11 protein-coding genes are annotated in these 14,327 nt (G+C 69.4%); 3 read left to right on the top strand and 8 right to left on the bottom strand.

Going from position 1 to position 14,327, the window contains the following annotated elements; genetic code table 11:
- Positions 1–23: 23 nt before the first annotated feature.
- The 6 genes from BM076_RS32005 to BM076_RS31980 form a co-directional block, all read right to left on the bottom strand.
- Positions 24–1,013, bottom strand: coding sequence for a hydroxyacid dehydrogenase (locus BM076_RS32005; RefSeq protein ID WP_093717253.1), 990 nt, complete (start codon positions 1,011–1,013; stop codon positions 24–26).
- Positions 1,014–1,114: 101 nt separating this feature from the next.
- On the bottom strand, positions 1,115–3,355 hold the full coding sequence (locus BM076_RS32000) for a cellulase family glycosylhydrolase (protein WP_093717252.1): 2,241 nt from the start codon (positions 3,353–3,355) through the stop codon (positions 1,115–1,117).
- A gap of 109 nt (positions 3,356–3,464) precedes the next feature.
- On the bottom strand, positions 3,465–5,390 hold the full coding sequence (locus tag BM076_RS31995) for a heparinase II/III domain-containing protein (RefSeq protein WP_093717251.1): 1,926 nt from the start codon (positions 5,388–5,390) through the stop codon (positions 3,465–3,467).
- A 69-nt stretch (positions 5,391–5,459) separates the two neighbouring features.
- On the bottom strand, positions 5,460–6,347 hold the full coding sequence (locus BM076_RS31990; protein WP_093717250.1) for a carbohydrate ABC transporter permease: 888 nt from the start codon (positions 6,345–6,347) through the stop codon (positions 5,460–5,462).
- Positions 6,348–6,354: 7 nt separating this feature from the next.
- Positions 6,355–7,263, bottom strand: coding sequence for a carbohydrate ABC transporter permease (locus tag BM076_RS31985; protein WP_093717275.1), 909 nt, complete (start codon positions 7,261–7,263; stop codon positions 6,355–6,357).
- Between the two features lie 143 nt (positions 7,264–7,406).
- Positions 7,407–8,903: an ABC transporter substrate-binding protein gene (locus BM076_RS31980; RefSeq protein WP_093717249.1), complete on the bottom strand. Its 1,497-nt coding sequence runs from the start codon at positions 8,901–8,903 to the stop codon at positions 7,407–7,409.
- Positions 8,904–9,228: 325 nt separating this feature from the next.
- Here BM076_RS31980 and BM076_RS31975 point away from each other — a divergent pair, with 325 nt between their 5' ends.
- The 3 genes from BM076_RS31975 (at position 9,229) to BM076_RS31965 (ending at position 12,757) form a co-directional block, all read left to right on the top strand.
- Positions 9,229–10,266 carry a LacI family DNA-binding transcriptional regulator gene (locus BM076_RS31975; protein WP_177246709.1) on the top strand — a complete coding sequence of 346 codons (1,038 nt, stop codon included), beginning with the start codon at positions 9,229–9,231 and terminating at the stop codon, positions 10,264–10,266.
- A 308-nt stretch (positions 10,267–10,574) separates the two neighbouring features.
- Positions 10,575–11,531 carry an SAM-dependent methyltransferase gene (locus BM076_RS31970; protein WP_245796583.1) on the top strand — a complete coding sequence of 319 codons (957 nt, stop codon included), beginning with the start codon at positions 10,575–10,577 and terminating at the stop codon, positions 11,529–11,531.
- Entirely contained in the window at positions 11,528–12,757 is a 1,230-nt protein-coding gene (locus BM076_RS31965) for a cytochrome P450 (RefSeq protein ID WP_093717246.1), read from the top strand. Before BM076_RS31970 ends, BM076_RS31965 begins: the two co-directional genes overlap by 4 nt.
- A gap of 7 nt (positions 12,758–12,764) precedes the next feature.
- On the opposite strand, the gene BM076_RS31960 is transcribed toward BM076_RS31965, so the two are convergent.
- Together BM076_RS31960 and BM076_RS31955 are read right to left on the bottom strand one after the other, a co-directional pair.
- Entirely contained in the window at positions 12,765–13,844 is a 1,080-nt protein-coding gene (locus tag BM076_RS31960) for a terpene synthase family protein (RefSeq protein WP_093717245.1), read from the bottom strand.
- Positions 13,845–14,015: 171 nt separating this feature from the next.
- Complete coding sequence (locus tag BM076_RS31955) at positions 14,016–14,222, bottom strand: hypothetical protein (protein ID WP_093717244.1); 207 nt, start codon at positions 14,220–14,222, stop codon at positions 14,016–14,018.
- Between the last annotated feature and the right edge of the window lie 105 nt (positions 14,223–14,327).

The raw sequence follows: 14,327 nt of genomic DNA, 5'->3' as shown, positions 1-14,327 counted from the left end.
CGGGCGCCGGACGTGCGGGGGCGTCAGGCGCTCCGGGCGAATTCCTCGGGTGTGACCGCTCCGGCCACCGGTTCGCCCCCGAGATACCGCTCGACCTCGGCGACGGCGAATTCGCCGAGCCTGCGCAGTTCGCGGCCGCGGGACCCGGCCAGATGCGGGGTGACCAGCACGTTGGGCATGTGCAGCAGCGCATGTCCGGGCGGCAGTGGCTCGGGGTCCGTGACGTCGAGGACCGCGTCGAGCCGTCCCGTGGCACAGTGCCGGGTCAGCGCCTCGGTGTCGATGAGGGAACCTCTCGCCGTGTTCACGATGATGCCGCCGTCCCGGATGAGTGCGAGCCGCCGCTCCCCCAGCATCCCGGCGGTGGTGGGGAGCTGCGGGGCGTGCACACTCACCACGTCGCTTGCGGCGCACAGCGCGTCGAGATCGGTGAGTGTGACGCCGAGCGCGGCCGCGGTCTTCGGATCGAGGTACGGGTCGCAAACCAGTATCCGCACGTCGTAGGCCCGCAGCAATTCCATGACGAGCCGACCGACGCGGGAGGCGCCGATGACCCCGACCGTCAGCCGGTACCAGCCGGAGTCGCGGGTATCCTGCGCGGCGGGAAGTCCGGCCGCGAGCGCTCGGGCCTCGGTGAAGGCGCGCTTCGCGGCGAGCAGCATCGCGGCGACCGCGAATTCGGCGGTGGGCCTGGCGTTGGCGGAAGCTGCCGAGGAGACGGTCACGCCCTGGTCGAGCAACAGTGGGCTGACGAGCTGTTTGACCGATCCCGCCGTGTGAATCACCGCGCCGAGTCCGGGCGCGCGCCCGAGCAGTCCGGCGCCGAGGTAGGGCGCGCCCCACCCGGTGATCAGGATCTCCGCGGTGCGCAGGACGGGGTCGTCCAGGGCGCGCAGCACATGACCCGGGTCGCAGCGGACGCCGGCGCACAGCCGTTCCAGGGTCTCGGCCGGGAACAGTTCGGGGATCAGCCCGGGGTCGAGCGCGAAGACCGCGTGGGGCAGGAGCGCCATCGGGAAATGATGCCTTTCGGGAGAGGGAGATGGGTGCGTGCGGCGCCGTGCCGTTGTCCGTCTGCCGGGATGTGCGGGCGGGGCACGGCGCCGTGCGCCGATCAGACAGGAATGCCGGTGGCACTCGACAGCGCGGACCAGAATCCGCTCATCTGGGCGTCGGACAGGGCGGCGGAGAACGGGAACATGCCCCATACGTCGCCGCCGTAGTAGACGTTCGGGTACCAGCGGAAGTAGCCGATGTTGACATGGTTGTCGTACTGGAAGGTGATCTTGCTGGTCTGGGCTGTGGCGGTGGCGATCGGGACGCCGTCGACATAGGTCGACAGGGTGCCGCCACCTGCCCAGCGCACGGCGTAGATGTGCCAGGCGCTGGGGTCGATTCCCATGTCGAGGTCGGTCTCGCCGGTGAGCTGGAAGGTGCCGGCCGCGCCGCCCGACATCAGCAGGTACTGGGTGAGGTGCCAGCTCAGGAGCCGGTTCATCGACGCCTCGGTGGTCGGTTTGGCGACGGTGAAGCAGGTGAAGCCGGTGAGACCGTCGATCGGTGAGACGGCGTCCATCCGGTTGCCGGCGAAGCGGAGCACGGGTGAGTCGTTGAGGCCGCCGAGAACCAGTTGGGGGTAGTCGGCGGTGGAGGCGGGCAGTTGAGTGCCGCCGCTGCCTTCCTTGTTGGAGGTGACGACCGGTCCCGCGTGTCGGCCGCCGGGGCCCTGGTCGTACAGAGTGACGACGTTGACGGCGCTCGTGCCGGCCCACGCGGAGATCGCGGCGGTGTCCATGGCGTCGGTTGCGGTGAAGCCGAAGTTCTTGGTGGCGCCGTCCGAGGCGCGGCGCAGGGTTACCGCGTTGCCGATGTACGGGCTGTAGAGGCGTTGCGTCGCGAGGACGTTGAGGACGGTGGCAGGGTCGAGCGTGCTGTAGGGGTCGGTTCTGGTGGAGTAGCCGAGCGGTGTGGGGTCGCTCAGGCCGGAGCTGTTGGTGCAGCCGATCGTGTACGTCGCGGTGCCCGGGGCCTTGTAGGTGAAGGTGGCCAGGCCGTTGAAGCCTGCGGGCATGGTGAGGGACGCAGGGCTGAAGGTGCCGCCCGCGGCGTTGTCGGTGGGGACGATCGTCAGTGCGGATGTGTGGTAGCCGCGGTAGTCGGCGGTGAAGGCGGTCGACGCCTTTCCCTTGGCGCCGCGCTGCGGACCGGACAGGTAGAGCATCGTCGGCGCGGCGGCGCCGGTGTATTTCTCCAGGACGGCCATCTGTACGGTGTCGCGACCGTCGGCCTGTTGTTCTATGCCCATGGGGTAGTTGCGGAACCAGGCGCCGGCCGCCCAGTAGGTGACGCCGATGCCCTTGGTCCGGCAGAATGCGAGGGTCTTGTCGAGCGTGGTCAGCCAGTTGGGGTCGGTATTGGCGGTGCCGACCTCTCCGATGTGGCCGTAGTGCCCGTTGGCGACGAGCCAGTCGGCGAAGCCGGTGATGCGCTGCACCCCGATGTCGGTGGTGAGCGGCGCGGGCGGGGTGTGCAGGGCGTCGCCCGCGGCGACTTCGGTGGGCCAGTCGAAGTGGATGCCGGAGGAGTCGCGGTCGAAGTAGACGTGTGCGGAGTAGACGAGGTTCTTGCCCGGATCGTTGATCGCGAGGGCGCCGTTGACGGCCTGCCAGCTGGCGGCCGAGGACCAGTGGTCGCCCTCGCAGAAGATCGCGGTGTGTTTGTCCACGGCGCGGATCGCGTCGACGGCGGCCTGCGCGGCGGTCGGCCAGACCGTGGCGTCCGGCATGGCGTTGGGCTCGTTCATCAGGTCGTAGCCCGCGACGCCCTTGCGTCCGGCGAAGACGGTGGCGAGCCGGGTCCACAGGTCGGCGAAGTCGGCGACGGTGACGGCGCTGCTGCCGATCTTGTCCGGGCCGTACGAGCCGAAGGTGTGCACGTCGAGGATGAGTGACTGGCTGTGGCTGCCCGCGTGGTCGACGAGCGTGGTGACGAAGCCGAGATAGGTGGCGTCGAGGTCGCCGCCGAGCGCGGGCTGCATGCGCTGCCAGTTGAACGGCAGGCGGACCACCTTGATGCCGTGCGCGCGCAGATAGTCCAGTTCCGTGGTGGTGGGCACCGCGTAGTCGGTGCGCGGGACGCCGGGGACGGCACCGCTGTTGACCTCGAGGCCGGAGAGGTTGGCCCCGGCGTAGAACGCGGGTGTGGCGGCACGCGCCTTCGGGGAGAACACACCGCCCAGCGCGAGCGCCGCGGCGGTGGCGCCGCCCACGGTGAGCAGGCCGCGGCGGCTGACGCCGTCGGCGAGCGGGACGGCGGGGTGGGAGTCGGCTGCTGACATCCGGTCGTGTGCGGTCATGACTGCCTTTCCGTACGGGTGACGGGTGGGGGCTCGGCCGGCTCGCCGAGCCCTGGCTCAGAGGTCCGTGGGGGCTTGGTCGGGTTCCGGTACGGGATACCGGGTGGCGTTATGCGGCGCGCCGGAACGCGAGCGTGTGCTCGGCGGTGGAGGCGGGGCGCCGGGCGGACAGCACCAGGCGGTGCAGCAGCGGTCCCCAGACCTGTTCGAGAAGCGGATCGTCGATCACGACAGGCTCGATGTGGGCGTCGAACTCCGTCCCCTGCCAGACCAGTTCGAGCCGCGCGTCGTCGCCGACGATGACGGCCCGGCCGGAGTTCATGAGGGTCAGGTCGCCGCTGAGCAGCAGATGCAGCGCGAGCGCACCGGGCGGCGCGGTCGTCTGCCAGGCGTCGTGCACACTGATCCGTCCGGCGGCACGGTCCAGCCGGAAGGTGCGCCGCCAGGTGTGCAGCGCCGCGACGTCCGGGTAGGCGCCGGCCAGGTCGAGCCCGAGCGTGACGGTGTCCTCGCCGGACATGTACTCCACCGCGCGGGAGCGGTGGTGCGAACCGGCGGCCTGCTCGACGCCGTTGACCAGGGGCACGTTGTGGTATCCGCTGCGCATGGTCCAGATGCCGTAGCGGTCGGTGGGGTCGAAGGTCTCCCTCCGGTACGTGCCGACACCGGCGTCCACCACCAGCGGGCGTCCATCGAGGCCGACGATGAACGAGCCGACGTCGTTGTGATTGTGGCTCTCGTCGTTGTGGCCGCCCTTGGCGGCGAGCAGCAGGCCGTCCGTGGTGCCCTGCCGGTGCCGGGCGATCAGCATTTCCGTATCCGGCAGCCACGTCTGGGCGGGAAGCGCGAAGGCCGCGGGCGGCGCCTGCACCCACTCCGTGTCGAGCAGGTCGTCCAGCACGCGGCGCAGGACGATGCCCTCGTACGCGGGCACCGCGGGGTCGCCGTCGCCGCGCAGCGCACGGGCGTGCGCGATGACGTCCGGCGCACCGACCCGACGGCCGAAGCGGTGCAGCAGTCCACAGGCACCGCCACCGCCGCGCGCCGGGCCGTCTGCGAAGTTGACCACCCAGCCGTTGCCGAGCGAGGCGACGAGCGGATAGCGCGCCATGGCCCGCAGCAGCGGGTGCCCGAAAACGCCCTCGTCGTCACCCGTGGCGGCCGCCAGGGTCTCCAGGCATTCGAAGAGGCTGCCCGCCGCGCGCCACCAGTAGCGCAGGCCCTCGTCGCAGCCGCCGTCGGCGGGCTGACCTGTTAGAAAGTGGTCCAGGCCGCGCAGCACCCGGCGCACCACGGTGTCGAGAGCGTCGTCCGATTCGGCGCAACGCAGCGCGGCCAGCAGCAGATTGGAGTGGATCCACGGATTCCAGTTGTTCGCGGGCACCGTGCTGCCGTCGTACCAGCCGAGGTCGGTACGTTCCAGATACGGCCGCAGCACCCGCTCTCGGACCTGCTGGTGCACTCGGCGGCGCAGGATCGGGTCGTACGCGTCCAGGTCGTCGGCGAGTATGCCGTCGGTGAGGACCAGCAGGGCGGCTGTCTCGGCGGCGAACAGGTCGATCTGCGGCCGCTCGGGGTCGTTGAGCGGGCGGTCCTCGGTATACGTGCGCGGGTCGTGGGCGGGCAGGCACCAGGTGGACTCCTCGCACAGCAGCCACAGTCCGTCCACGATGTCGGCGAACAGCCGCTCGCGCCACGTGGGTTCGGTCTCTGCCGAGGCGGGCTCGGTCACCGCGGCGGCGAGTACGTCCCAGGCCAGCCGGTCGCGACGGGCGAAGTACGGCCGCTCGTAGGCCGTGCGGTCGCCGTCCTGCCGGAATCGGGCGAAGAGTGAGGCGGGAAGAGCCGTCCACGGTTCGTCGAGGTGGCGCGCGGCGGCGCGGACGATGCGTTCTCGTGTGACGGGCGGCACGACGTCCCACGCGGCGCGGTCCGAGGAAGCGGGAGCGGGGGTCCAGCCGAGCGGCAGCGGTCGGCCGAAGTGCCTGGCGAGTACCGGTCGCGGCGTCGCCGGGGCGGCGTGCGGAGGGGTCATGATCTGCTTTCTGAGCGGGCGCGAGGATGCGCGCGGTGCGGGAGGGCGACGTCGTCGTGCGGACGGGGGTCAGCCCTTGACGGCTCCGGCGATGGCGGAGACGACATGCCGCTGGGCAAAGGCGAAGACCAGCACGATCGGCAGCAGCGAGATCACCGAGCCGGCGCACAGCACGCTCCAGTCGGTCGAGGTCTGCCCGATGAAGGAGTAGAGCCCGACGGAGATGGTCTGCCGTTCCGGCCGGCCGAGGGTGAACACCAGCGGGATCAGGAAGTCGTTCCAGGAGCTGATGAACACGAACAGGCCGAGCGAGGCCAGCATCGGCCGGGCCAGCGGCAGTGCGATCCGGAAGTAGAGCTGGTGGAAGGTGGCGCCGTCGACCATGGCGGCTTCCTCGACGTCCTTGGTGACGGTGCGGAAGTACCCCATGAACATGAAGGTGTTGAACACCATGGCGTTGGCGACCTGGACCAGCACGACCGCCCAGATCGAGTCGAGCAGACCGAGGTGGTTCACCAGGTCGTAGACCGGGATGATGGTGTAGCCGCGTGGCAGGAAGAAGGTCACCGCGATGACCGCGAGCAGCGCGCGCCTGCCGGGGAATTCGGTCCTGGCGAGCACGTATCCGGCCGCCGAGGAGAACAGCAGGGTGAAGAAGACCGTCGCGACCGTGATGAGCACGGTGTTGACGAAGTAGGTGCCGATGCCCGCGCTGTTCCAGGCGTCGACGAAGTTGTGCCAGCGGTATTCGTGCGGGATCAGGCCGAGGCCGGAGTCGAGGAAGCCCATGTCGGTCTTCAGCGCGCCGGACAGACCCCACAGCAGCGGATAGATCCATGCGAACGCGGACAGCAGCAGCGCCACGTGCGGCAGGGACCGGCCGAGGGCGGGTCCGCGGCGCTGCCGGGCCGGCACCGTGCGGGGCGTCCGGGCGATCGGCGGGGTGGTGGAGGCCATGGGTCAGTCAATCCCCTTCTCTTACGCCGCGGGCCGCGTTCCTGCTGGCGCGCACCCGGCGCAGCAGCAGCGCCTGCGCCACGGTGATGACCATGAGGATCAGCCCGTAGAAGAACGCCGCGGCCGACGCGAAGCCCACATTGGGCTGCACGGTGATCCCGGCGCCGCCCGCGGACAGCCCGCCGCCGAAGGCCTGCTGGTAGATGTAGGTGTTGACCACGCTGGAGGCGTAGTACGGTCCGCCGCCGGTCAGCACCTGCACCAGGTCGAAGACCTGGAGGCTGCCGAGGACGGCGAGGAAGAGGATCATCAGACCGACCTCGCGCAGCCCCGGCAGTGTGACGTGCCAGAACTTGCTCCATGCGCCGGCGCCGTCCAGCGACGCCGCCTCGTACAGTTCCTCGGGGATAGACTGGAGTCCGGCCAAGAAGTACACGAGGTTGTAGCCGAGGGTGTTCCAGATGCCTATGCCGATGACCACCCACATCACACTGTGCGGGTCGCCCAGCCAGTCGACCTGATGGTCGATCACGTGCGCCCTGATGAGCCGGGTGTTAATGCTGTCGCCGAAGTTGCTAAGCAGGAGCTGGAAAATCACCGCGATGATCGCCGGAGACATCACCGCGGGGAGGAAGAACACCGACCGGTAGAAGGTGGAGAAGCGCAGCCTCTTGTTGTTCAGCACCACGGCGAGGACCAGCGCGAGAGCCAACTGGACCGGCACCACCACCGCGGCGTAAAGGAAGGTGTGGCCGAACGATCGCCAGAAGACGCCGTCGTGGACGACCTGGCGGAAGTTCGCGAGTCCCACGTAGTGGTCCGGCGAGCCCACGCCGTTCCACTGGAAGAGCGTGTACACCAGTGACGCGCCGATCGGATACAGCGTGAAGGCGCCCACCAACAGGACGAACGGCATGAGATAGAGGTACGACCAACGGCCGGCCCTGAGACGGGCGCCGATGCCGGGGCGGGGGCGGCCCGGGCGCCGGCCGACAGTCCGGCGCGGCGGCCCCGCGACGGGCGGTGGACCGCCGGTGGATGCGCGTACGAGGTTCTCCGTCACTTGGGGTACTCCGGAATGTCCCACTTGTAGGGCTTGGTGGGATCCCAGTCGGCGAACACCCAGTCGGCGGCACTGATCTTCAGACCGCGCTTCTGTCCGTCCTTGATTCCCGCGTCCAACGCGGACTGGCTGCGTTCGCCGAGCGAGGTGAGCGCGCCACTGATGTCCTTGATCTGTCCGCTGTAGACGCCCGCGACGAAGGCGCCGAGGTCCGGCTGCACCGGAGCGACCACAACGCCCGAGGCGGCGGGGTTGCGGATCCAGGGCTGCGGTCCGGGCAGTGACAGATCCTGGAGAGCCACGTATTCGGCGAACGGCTTGAACCTGATCGCGTCCGACGCATTGGCCTCCGGATGCGCGGACAGGTCCTCGCGGTACTTCTGCACCCACCGGACCGCCGCGGCCTTGCTGTGCCACCAGGAGAACCACTGCCAGGCTGCGTCGGGGTGCTTGGTCCGGGCATTGATGCCCATCAGCGCGCTGCCTGGTGTGCGGTAGAAATACGCTTTGTGCGTCTCGTCGGGACCGACGAGCGTGGTGACGCTGTAATCGGTGAATCCGTGCGCGGTCCATTCCGCTTCGTTCCACACGCCGCCGACGGTCATGCCGAACTTTCCGCGCTCGAAGTACGCGCGGGCGATCTCGTCGGAGACGCTGAGCGAATTGGGATAGAAGTAGTCCTTCTTCTTCCATTCCATGATGAGATTGGTCAGGTCGGCATAGTTGCGGTCGGTGCCATAGGTGTACTTGCCGACCCGCAGATCCAGGCCGGTGGAGCCGCCGGGGCTGCCCGCGCCGCGGATCAGCACGTCGAACCACCAGGCGAAGAGGTTGGTCGAGCCGTTGCCGAACCCGAGGCCGTAGGTCCTCCCGCCGCTCCTGCGGACAATCGCGTCGGCGGCGCGGCTCATGTCGTCCCAGGTCCTGGGCACCTGGACCGAGCCGTCGGCGTTCGTCAGACCGGCGTCGCGGAAGACCTTGTTGTTGACGAAGAGCTGGTTGGGCGGGCCGGAGCCGACGAAGGGCGCGCTGTAGATCTTGCCGTCGAAGACATTGAGTCCTTCGACGAAGGAGTACGCCGGGAAGGTCCGCACCCACTCGGCGGTTGCGTACTTGTCCAGCGGCAGCAGCCAGCCCTTCTGCACCTGCTGGTTGATCGGCACGGTCTGCTTGGTGAGGAAGAAGGTGTCCGGGGTCCTGCCGCTGCGCTCGGCGAGATTGAAAAGATTGTCGTAGCCGGCCTGGGCGTTCTTCGTCCGGCGTACGTGGATCTCCGGATGCGCCTTGCCGAAGAGCGCAAGTTCGTTCTTCACCCAAGGCTCCTGCGAGTCGTAGAAGTCCCAGTGGGTGAGAGTGGTGCCGCCGCCGCTGCCGGACGAGGAACTGCATGCGCTGAGCGCACCGCCCAGCGTGGCGGCACCGCCGAGCACGGCGGCCGACCTGAGCAGGCCGCGCCGGGTGAGGAGGGTTCTCGAAGGGTCCGTCGCGGACATCGTCTCTCTCCAGACTTAATCGATTAACACGATGAGCAGGGCCATCCCCGACAGGCGAAGGAAAGGCACGCGAATGGCGTTCACGCACCCGCGGCGGTGAACTCGCGCTCCACACACGCGGATTACCCGGGTACGGTGTCGGCGCGTACGTGCGGCTCAATCGGATCGGCCTCGCAGCCGACTGGCTTGTGTTACGGTGATGAAACACCTTAAAGCTTTAAGACGCAAGGGGTCCGGCATGGTTTTCCCCGCGGAGCATCGCGGGGGCTCGCACAGCCGGACGCCACCACATATCGCCCTTCCCACATCACAGGAGCGTGCGGGCATGGCCCCCAGGCGAGAGCCGAAACGCGCCACGATCAACGACATCGCGCGACAGGCGCAGGTGTCCACCGCCACCGTCTCGTACGCGCTCAACGACCTGCCCGGGGTGAGTCAGGAGACCAGGCGGCGCATCCTGGAGATCGCCGACCGGATGGGCTGGCGGCCCAACAGCTCCGCCAGGGCGCTGCACCGCTCGCGGGTCGACGCCGTCGGCATCGTGCTCGTCGGCTCCAACCAGGTCAAGGGCGTGCTGCCGGAGTTCCTGCTGCGCTTCCTGCCGGGCATCCAGGAGGAGTTGGCGAGCCGCGACATCCTCCTGATCATGCACAACGTCGCGGATCTCGCGACCGCCAACCGCACGTACCAGAGCTGGCGCGACGAGCGGCGGGTGGACGGCGTGCTGGTGCTCAACCCTTACCAGGACGACCCGCGGCTGCCGTTCCTCGAACAGATCGGTCTGCCGGCCGTCGTCATAGGCGACACCCGGGAAGTCTCCACCATCCCGTCGGTGTGGACCGACGACGAGTCGGCGATGAATCTCGCGGTGGAGCATCTCGCCGGACTCGGCCACCGCCGGATCTGCCGGATCGGGGTCCGCTCCCAGTACCGGCACTCACTGGCCCGCGAGCAACTGTTCCGCGGTGCCATGGAACGGGTCGGTCTGCGGGCCGACTTGATGGGCTATCACCACAAGTCGGACCCGGCCGAGGAGGACGTGCTCTCCCGCTGGCTGCGCTCTGACGACCCGCCGACCGCCCTCATCCACGAGGATCCCACGCTCGCGGTGGAGACGATGTTCGATCTCCAGCATCGCGGAGTGAACGTGCCGGGCGACCTGTCGATCATCGGCTGGGACGACTCCGTCCTCTCCGATGTCGTCCGGCCCGGGATGACCACCCTCCACCGCGACCTCTTCCAGTACGGAATGGTGGCGGCCCGCCAACTCGTTCTGCTGGTCGACGGCGAGGAGGCCAGCCATCTGCGGGGCACCACCACCGAGTTGCTCGTCCGCGGCAGCACCGCCGCGCCGCACGCATGACCGGCGCAGCAGGGGCGTGGTATTTCCCTGCATCCGCGAAAAGCTGACGTGTCGATCATGCAAGGAACCAGTGACAACGACGTCCGTGGTGGGCGCTAGGCCCCATGCGATCGGAAATTTCACAACAGGCCCTATATGCATAGTGACCTGTCAACGAGTGTGGAATGGCGGGCTACGCCGAGGACAGTGCCTCCGTGCGCCCTGCGCATGCGCTCCCGCGGGCCTGCCGCGCGGGCGTATGCCTGGAGGGAGGGAGGGGGGCGGGCTGGTCGCCGATGTGGACCGGCTAGGCCCCCGGAGGGAGTGCCGTGGAGATCTACGAGGTGGATGCGGAGCGTCCGAACCCCTATCGGGGGAAAGTGGAGAGCACTTACGACGACCCGCCATGGATGTGGGAGGCCGCGCTCGGACCGGACAATCTCCTCTTCCAGTTCGGGCTGTTCGGCGCGTCGGAGCTTGCGGCCGGCCCTGGGCCGGGTTCGGTGGGGCCGTCCGAAGTGCGGCACTTCGAGCAGCAGCTGGAGATCGCCGGCCTCAGGAAGGCCCGGGGGAGCGACGTGCGGCGCATCTTGGACCTGGGAAGCGGCTGGGGATTTCTCACCGGGTATCTCGCCGAACAGTTCCCCGGCGCCCGCCGGGTGGACTCGGTGAACGTCAGCCGTCGGCAACTGGAGGCCGCGGCGGCGCGCCTGGCCGGATCTCCCGCCGCGGAACGTATCCGGCTGTATCTGTGCGACGGCCAGGACATCGGACTTCTGCCGGAGCCGGAAACGCCGTACGACCTGGTGGTCGTACGCGGCGTGTACACGCACTTCCCCGACGAGGTTTTCGAAGCGTCCGCGGCGGCCGTCGCCGCACGGATGCGGCCCGGCGGCCTCCTCATCATCTCCGACACCCTGTACAAGACGGACATCTCCCAGTACCGCTCCCCGGTGACGGACACGGTGGACCGGCTGGCCTGCGGCCATCGCAAAACGCCCGCCTACTTCCTGTCGGTGCTGGAACGCAGCGGGATGATGCTGGAGGACATGAGGGTCATGCCGAGCAACCGCGAAGTGATCCACTGGTTCGGCAAGGTGCGGGCGAATATCGACGCCCGGTTCCCGGAGGGTGTGCGGGGACCGATCGGTGAGCTGCGCGAGATGTGCGACAGCTTCTCCACGACTCTCGCCGCGGACCAGGCTTGCGTGTGCAGCGTCATCACCCGCCGGGCACCGGATCCCGGCCGCTTCGAGAGAAGCAAGCGTATGGAGACGGAGCGATGACCGGGGAGACAAGTCCGGGGGCGGGGCCAGCCCGGGGATTCCCGTGGCCGCGCGCGCACGCGCTGGACCCGCCGGAGGAACTGACCCACCTGCGGCAGCAAGGCGGCGTAGCCGCCGCCCTGCTGCCGGATGGCACGCACGTGCATCTGGTGCTGGGCTATCACGAAGCACGGCAGGCGCTGAGCGATCCGCGCCTCAGCCGCGAGTCGCTGTCCCGCAGCGAGCCCGGTGAGCTGGTCGCGGGCACCGTCCGTCGCCCAGCGACGAACGGCGAGGAAGCGGTGACGGGGGCGGGGGCGACGCCGTACGGACTGGTGCTGAGCATGCTGTCCCCGCGGGGGGCCGAGCGGCTGCGGCCGGCCACGCGGCGGGAGGTGGGCCGGCTGCTGGACGCGATGGACGAGGCCGGCCCACCCGCGGACCTGATCGCGCACCTGGCCCGGCCGCTGCCCGCCGTAGTGACCGGGGAACTGCTCGGGGTTCCCGCCCAGGACCGGACCTGGGTGCAGCGGCTCGCATCCTCCACGGTGGTGTTCGCTCCCACCGCGGAAAGCCGCGGTGCGGTCGCGGAACTGCGCTCCTACTTCCGCGAACTCCTCGCGGAACCGCCCTCGACGGGGCCGGCCGGGCCGGAAAAGCCCGGCATGATCGGACGGCTGGCCGGTGCCCGGCGCCGCGACGGCACCCGCGTACCGGTCGACGACCTGGTGACGATGCTGCTGCGGATCGCCGCGGCGGGCGGCCACTCCGTCCAGGTCAGCCTCGGCAAAGGTGTTCCTCTGCTGCTGCGCGACCGGTCTGTATACGCCGCGTTCACCGAACCCGGTCCGGCCCGGGACGGGCTGGTGGAGGAACTGCTGCGCCGCACCGCTCCGGCACCCACCGCACTGCCCCGGCTCGCCGTCGAGGACGTACACCTCGGCGGCAGGACCCTGCCGCGCGGCTCGGTCGTACTGATCAGTCTGGAGTCCGCCAACCTCGATCCGGCCCGTTACCCGGACCCCGATCAACTACGGCCAGAGCGCGGAGACAAAAGACACCTGTCCTTCGGCGCCGGCTCCAACTACTGCGTGGGCGCGGCACTGGCACGCATGGAACTGACCGAGGCCCTCACCGGGCTGTCCCGCCGATTCCCCACCCTGCACCTGGCCGTCCCCGAAGACGCCGTGCGGCTGCGGGAAGGCGGCATCGCCCCGGACCCCCTGGAAGTGCCGGTCCGGTGGTGACTGCCGGTCAGTTCCTCCCGGTCCTTTCCCGGGCGGCCGGGTCGTGGAGCCACCACCAGCCCACTGGGCCCCACGCATCCCCCGGGATACCGCCTCCCGCGCCGGTGCGGAGCGCGGCCGGGTCCTCGCTCACCCGCACCACAGCACCAGCCTCCTCGCGGTAGCGCCGGGAGCCGACGGCCCAGTCCACCCCTCCACGCACCAGCCGCTCCAGCATCCCCACATACCTCTCCACCTCACTCCCTCGCTCGTCGAGCACACGACGACGAACGCGGAGGAACAGGCCCATCACCTCATCACGCAGAAGCAGGGCCAGCTCCACCGACGCGTCGAAATCCATCCCGAAGGTGCGCGACACCACATCGATGGCGTTGTGCCCGTCACCACCCGCCCGCTTTTCCCTGCTCCACGACAGCAGCCCGGTGTCCCAGGACAGCAGCCAGCACGCCATCTCCGTCAGCGCCCGGACGCCGCGGTCCGCGCGCACCCGCCCCGGAACGCCGTACCCCTCGACCAGAGGGGACAGCACCGTCCACGCCTCCCCGCCGCCACTGACGAGAACCAGCGAGGAGTATTCCCCCAGCTCCGGCGTCCTCCCCCCGGCAACATTGCCCGACTTCCACGCCTCGGCGAGGAACCAGCCCCGCATCGACGCGGCCCAGGCCGCGACCTGCTCCGCCGGCCCGAACCCTTCCAGCCTGACCCTCAAGTCGTGCAGCGCGACCCCATAGCGGTCACCGAACACCGCTTCTTCGGGCACCTCCACCGAACGCTGAAGCAACCCCAGGACACGGACGAACCTCTCCGGGGAACGGCCCAGTTCGCCTTCGTCGCAGTACTCGTCATCGAATGCCACGTTCCATGTCGCGAAGTCGGCGGCCAACTGGAGCTGCTCCCGGTCCGCCTCCGGGGCCAGATATCCCCCCAGCACCCCGCACCCCGCACCCACCAGCCGCTCCCGGTGCGCCGCATCCGCGTACAGACCGAACCGGTCCAACCATGCCACCGACGCTGCCTGTGCCTCACCGGCCGCGCCGTTCAGCCGGGTAGGAAACGGCAGGTACAGCACCACACCGTCCAAACCCATATCTCTCACCCTCCGCCCAACACGACTCGCCCAAAACCGGGATACCCACCCGCCACACCGCCTAGCGCTCCGCGCGGCATGGCGCGGCGATCGACGCATACACGCCGGCGACCGGCCTTGCCAGGGGCTGAGCGAGCGGTAGCCAGCCTGTATCCGGTTCCACACCGCGGTCTACTGCTCGTGCCTGACGGATCCCCTCGCACCGTGGGAGAGCTGCGAGGGGATCGTCGTGCGGCCGCTCGTGGCTCCGAAGCCGAAAGCGGGCGAGGCCCCGAGCAGGACGGTCGTCTCGCCCCCGGCAGGCGCGTCCTGGAGCGGGACGGCGTCCGCGTCCGGTCCGTGCGAGACGCGGACGCTGCCCGAGTCGGTGGTGAGCACCGGGGATCGGCAGTCCCCGCCGGTTGAAGGACATCACGTGCGGCGGTCAGCGCATGCTGCCGGTCGCGAAGTTTTCGTAGTGCCGCATGTGCGGCGGCAGCCTCG

It is taken from the genome of Actinacidiphila alni, from assembly GCF_900112845.1.
Classification (GTDB): domain Bacteria; phylum Actinomycetota; class Actinomycetes; order Streptomycetales; family Streptomycetaceae; genus Actinacidiphila; species Actinacidiphila alni.
Note: the sequence above shows the minus strand (reverse complement) of the source record. Positions and strands in the feature narration are given on the sequence as shown.

Excerpts from the sequence above, each read along its gene's own strand:
- BM076_RS32005 (WP_093717253.1), bottom strand. The coding sequence starts at position 1,013 with ATGGCGCTCCTGCCCCACGCGGTCTTCGCGCTCGACCCCGGGCTGATC.
- BM076_RS32000 (WP_093717252.1), bottom strand. The coding sequence starts at position 3,355 with ATGACCGCACACGACCGGATGTCAGCAGCCGACTCCCACCCCGCCGTC.
- BM076_RS31995 (WP_093717251.1), bottom strand. The coding sequence starts at position 5,390 with ATGACCCCTCCGCACGCCGCCCCGGCGACGCCGCGACCGGTACTCGCC.
- BM076_RS31990 (WP_093717250.1), bottom strand. The coding sequence starts at position 6,347 with ATGGCCTCCACCACCCCGCCGATCGCCCGGACGCCCCGCACGGTGCCG.
- BM076_RS31985 (WP_093717275.1), bottom strand. The coding sequence starts at position 7,263 with ATGCCGTTCGTCCTGTTGGTGGGCGCCTTCACGCTGTATCCGATCGGC.
- BM076_RS31980 (WP_093717249.1), bottom strand. The coding sequence starts at position 8,903 with ATGTCCGCGACGGACCCTTCGAGAACCCTCCTCACCCGGCGCGGCCTG.
- BM076_RS31975 (WP_177246709.1), top strand. The coding sequence starts at position 9,229 with ATGGCCCCCAGGCGAGAGCCGAAACGCGCCACGATCAACGACATCGCG.
- BM076_RS31965 (WP_093717246.1), top strand. The coding sequence starts at position 11,528 with ATGACCGGGGAGACAAGTCCGGGGGCGGGGCCAGCCCGGGGATTCCCG.
- BM076_RS31960 (WP_093717245.1), bottom strand. The coding sequence starts at position 13,844 with ATGGGTTTGGACGGTGTGGTGCTGTACCTGCCGTTTCCTACCCGGCTG.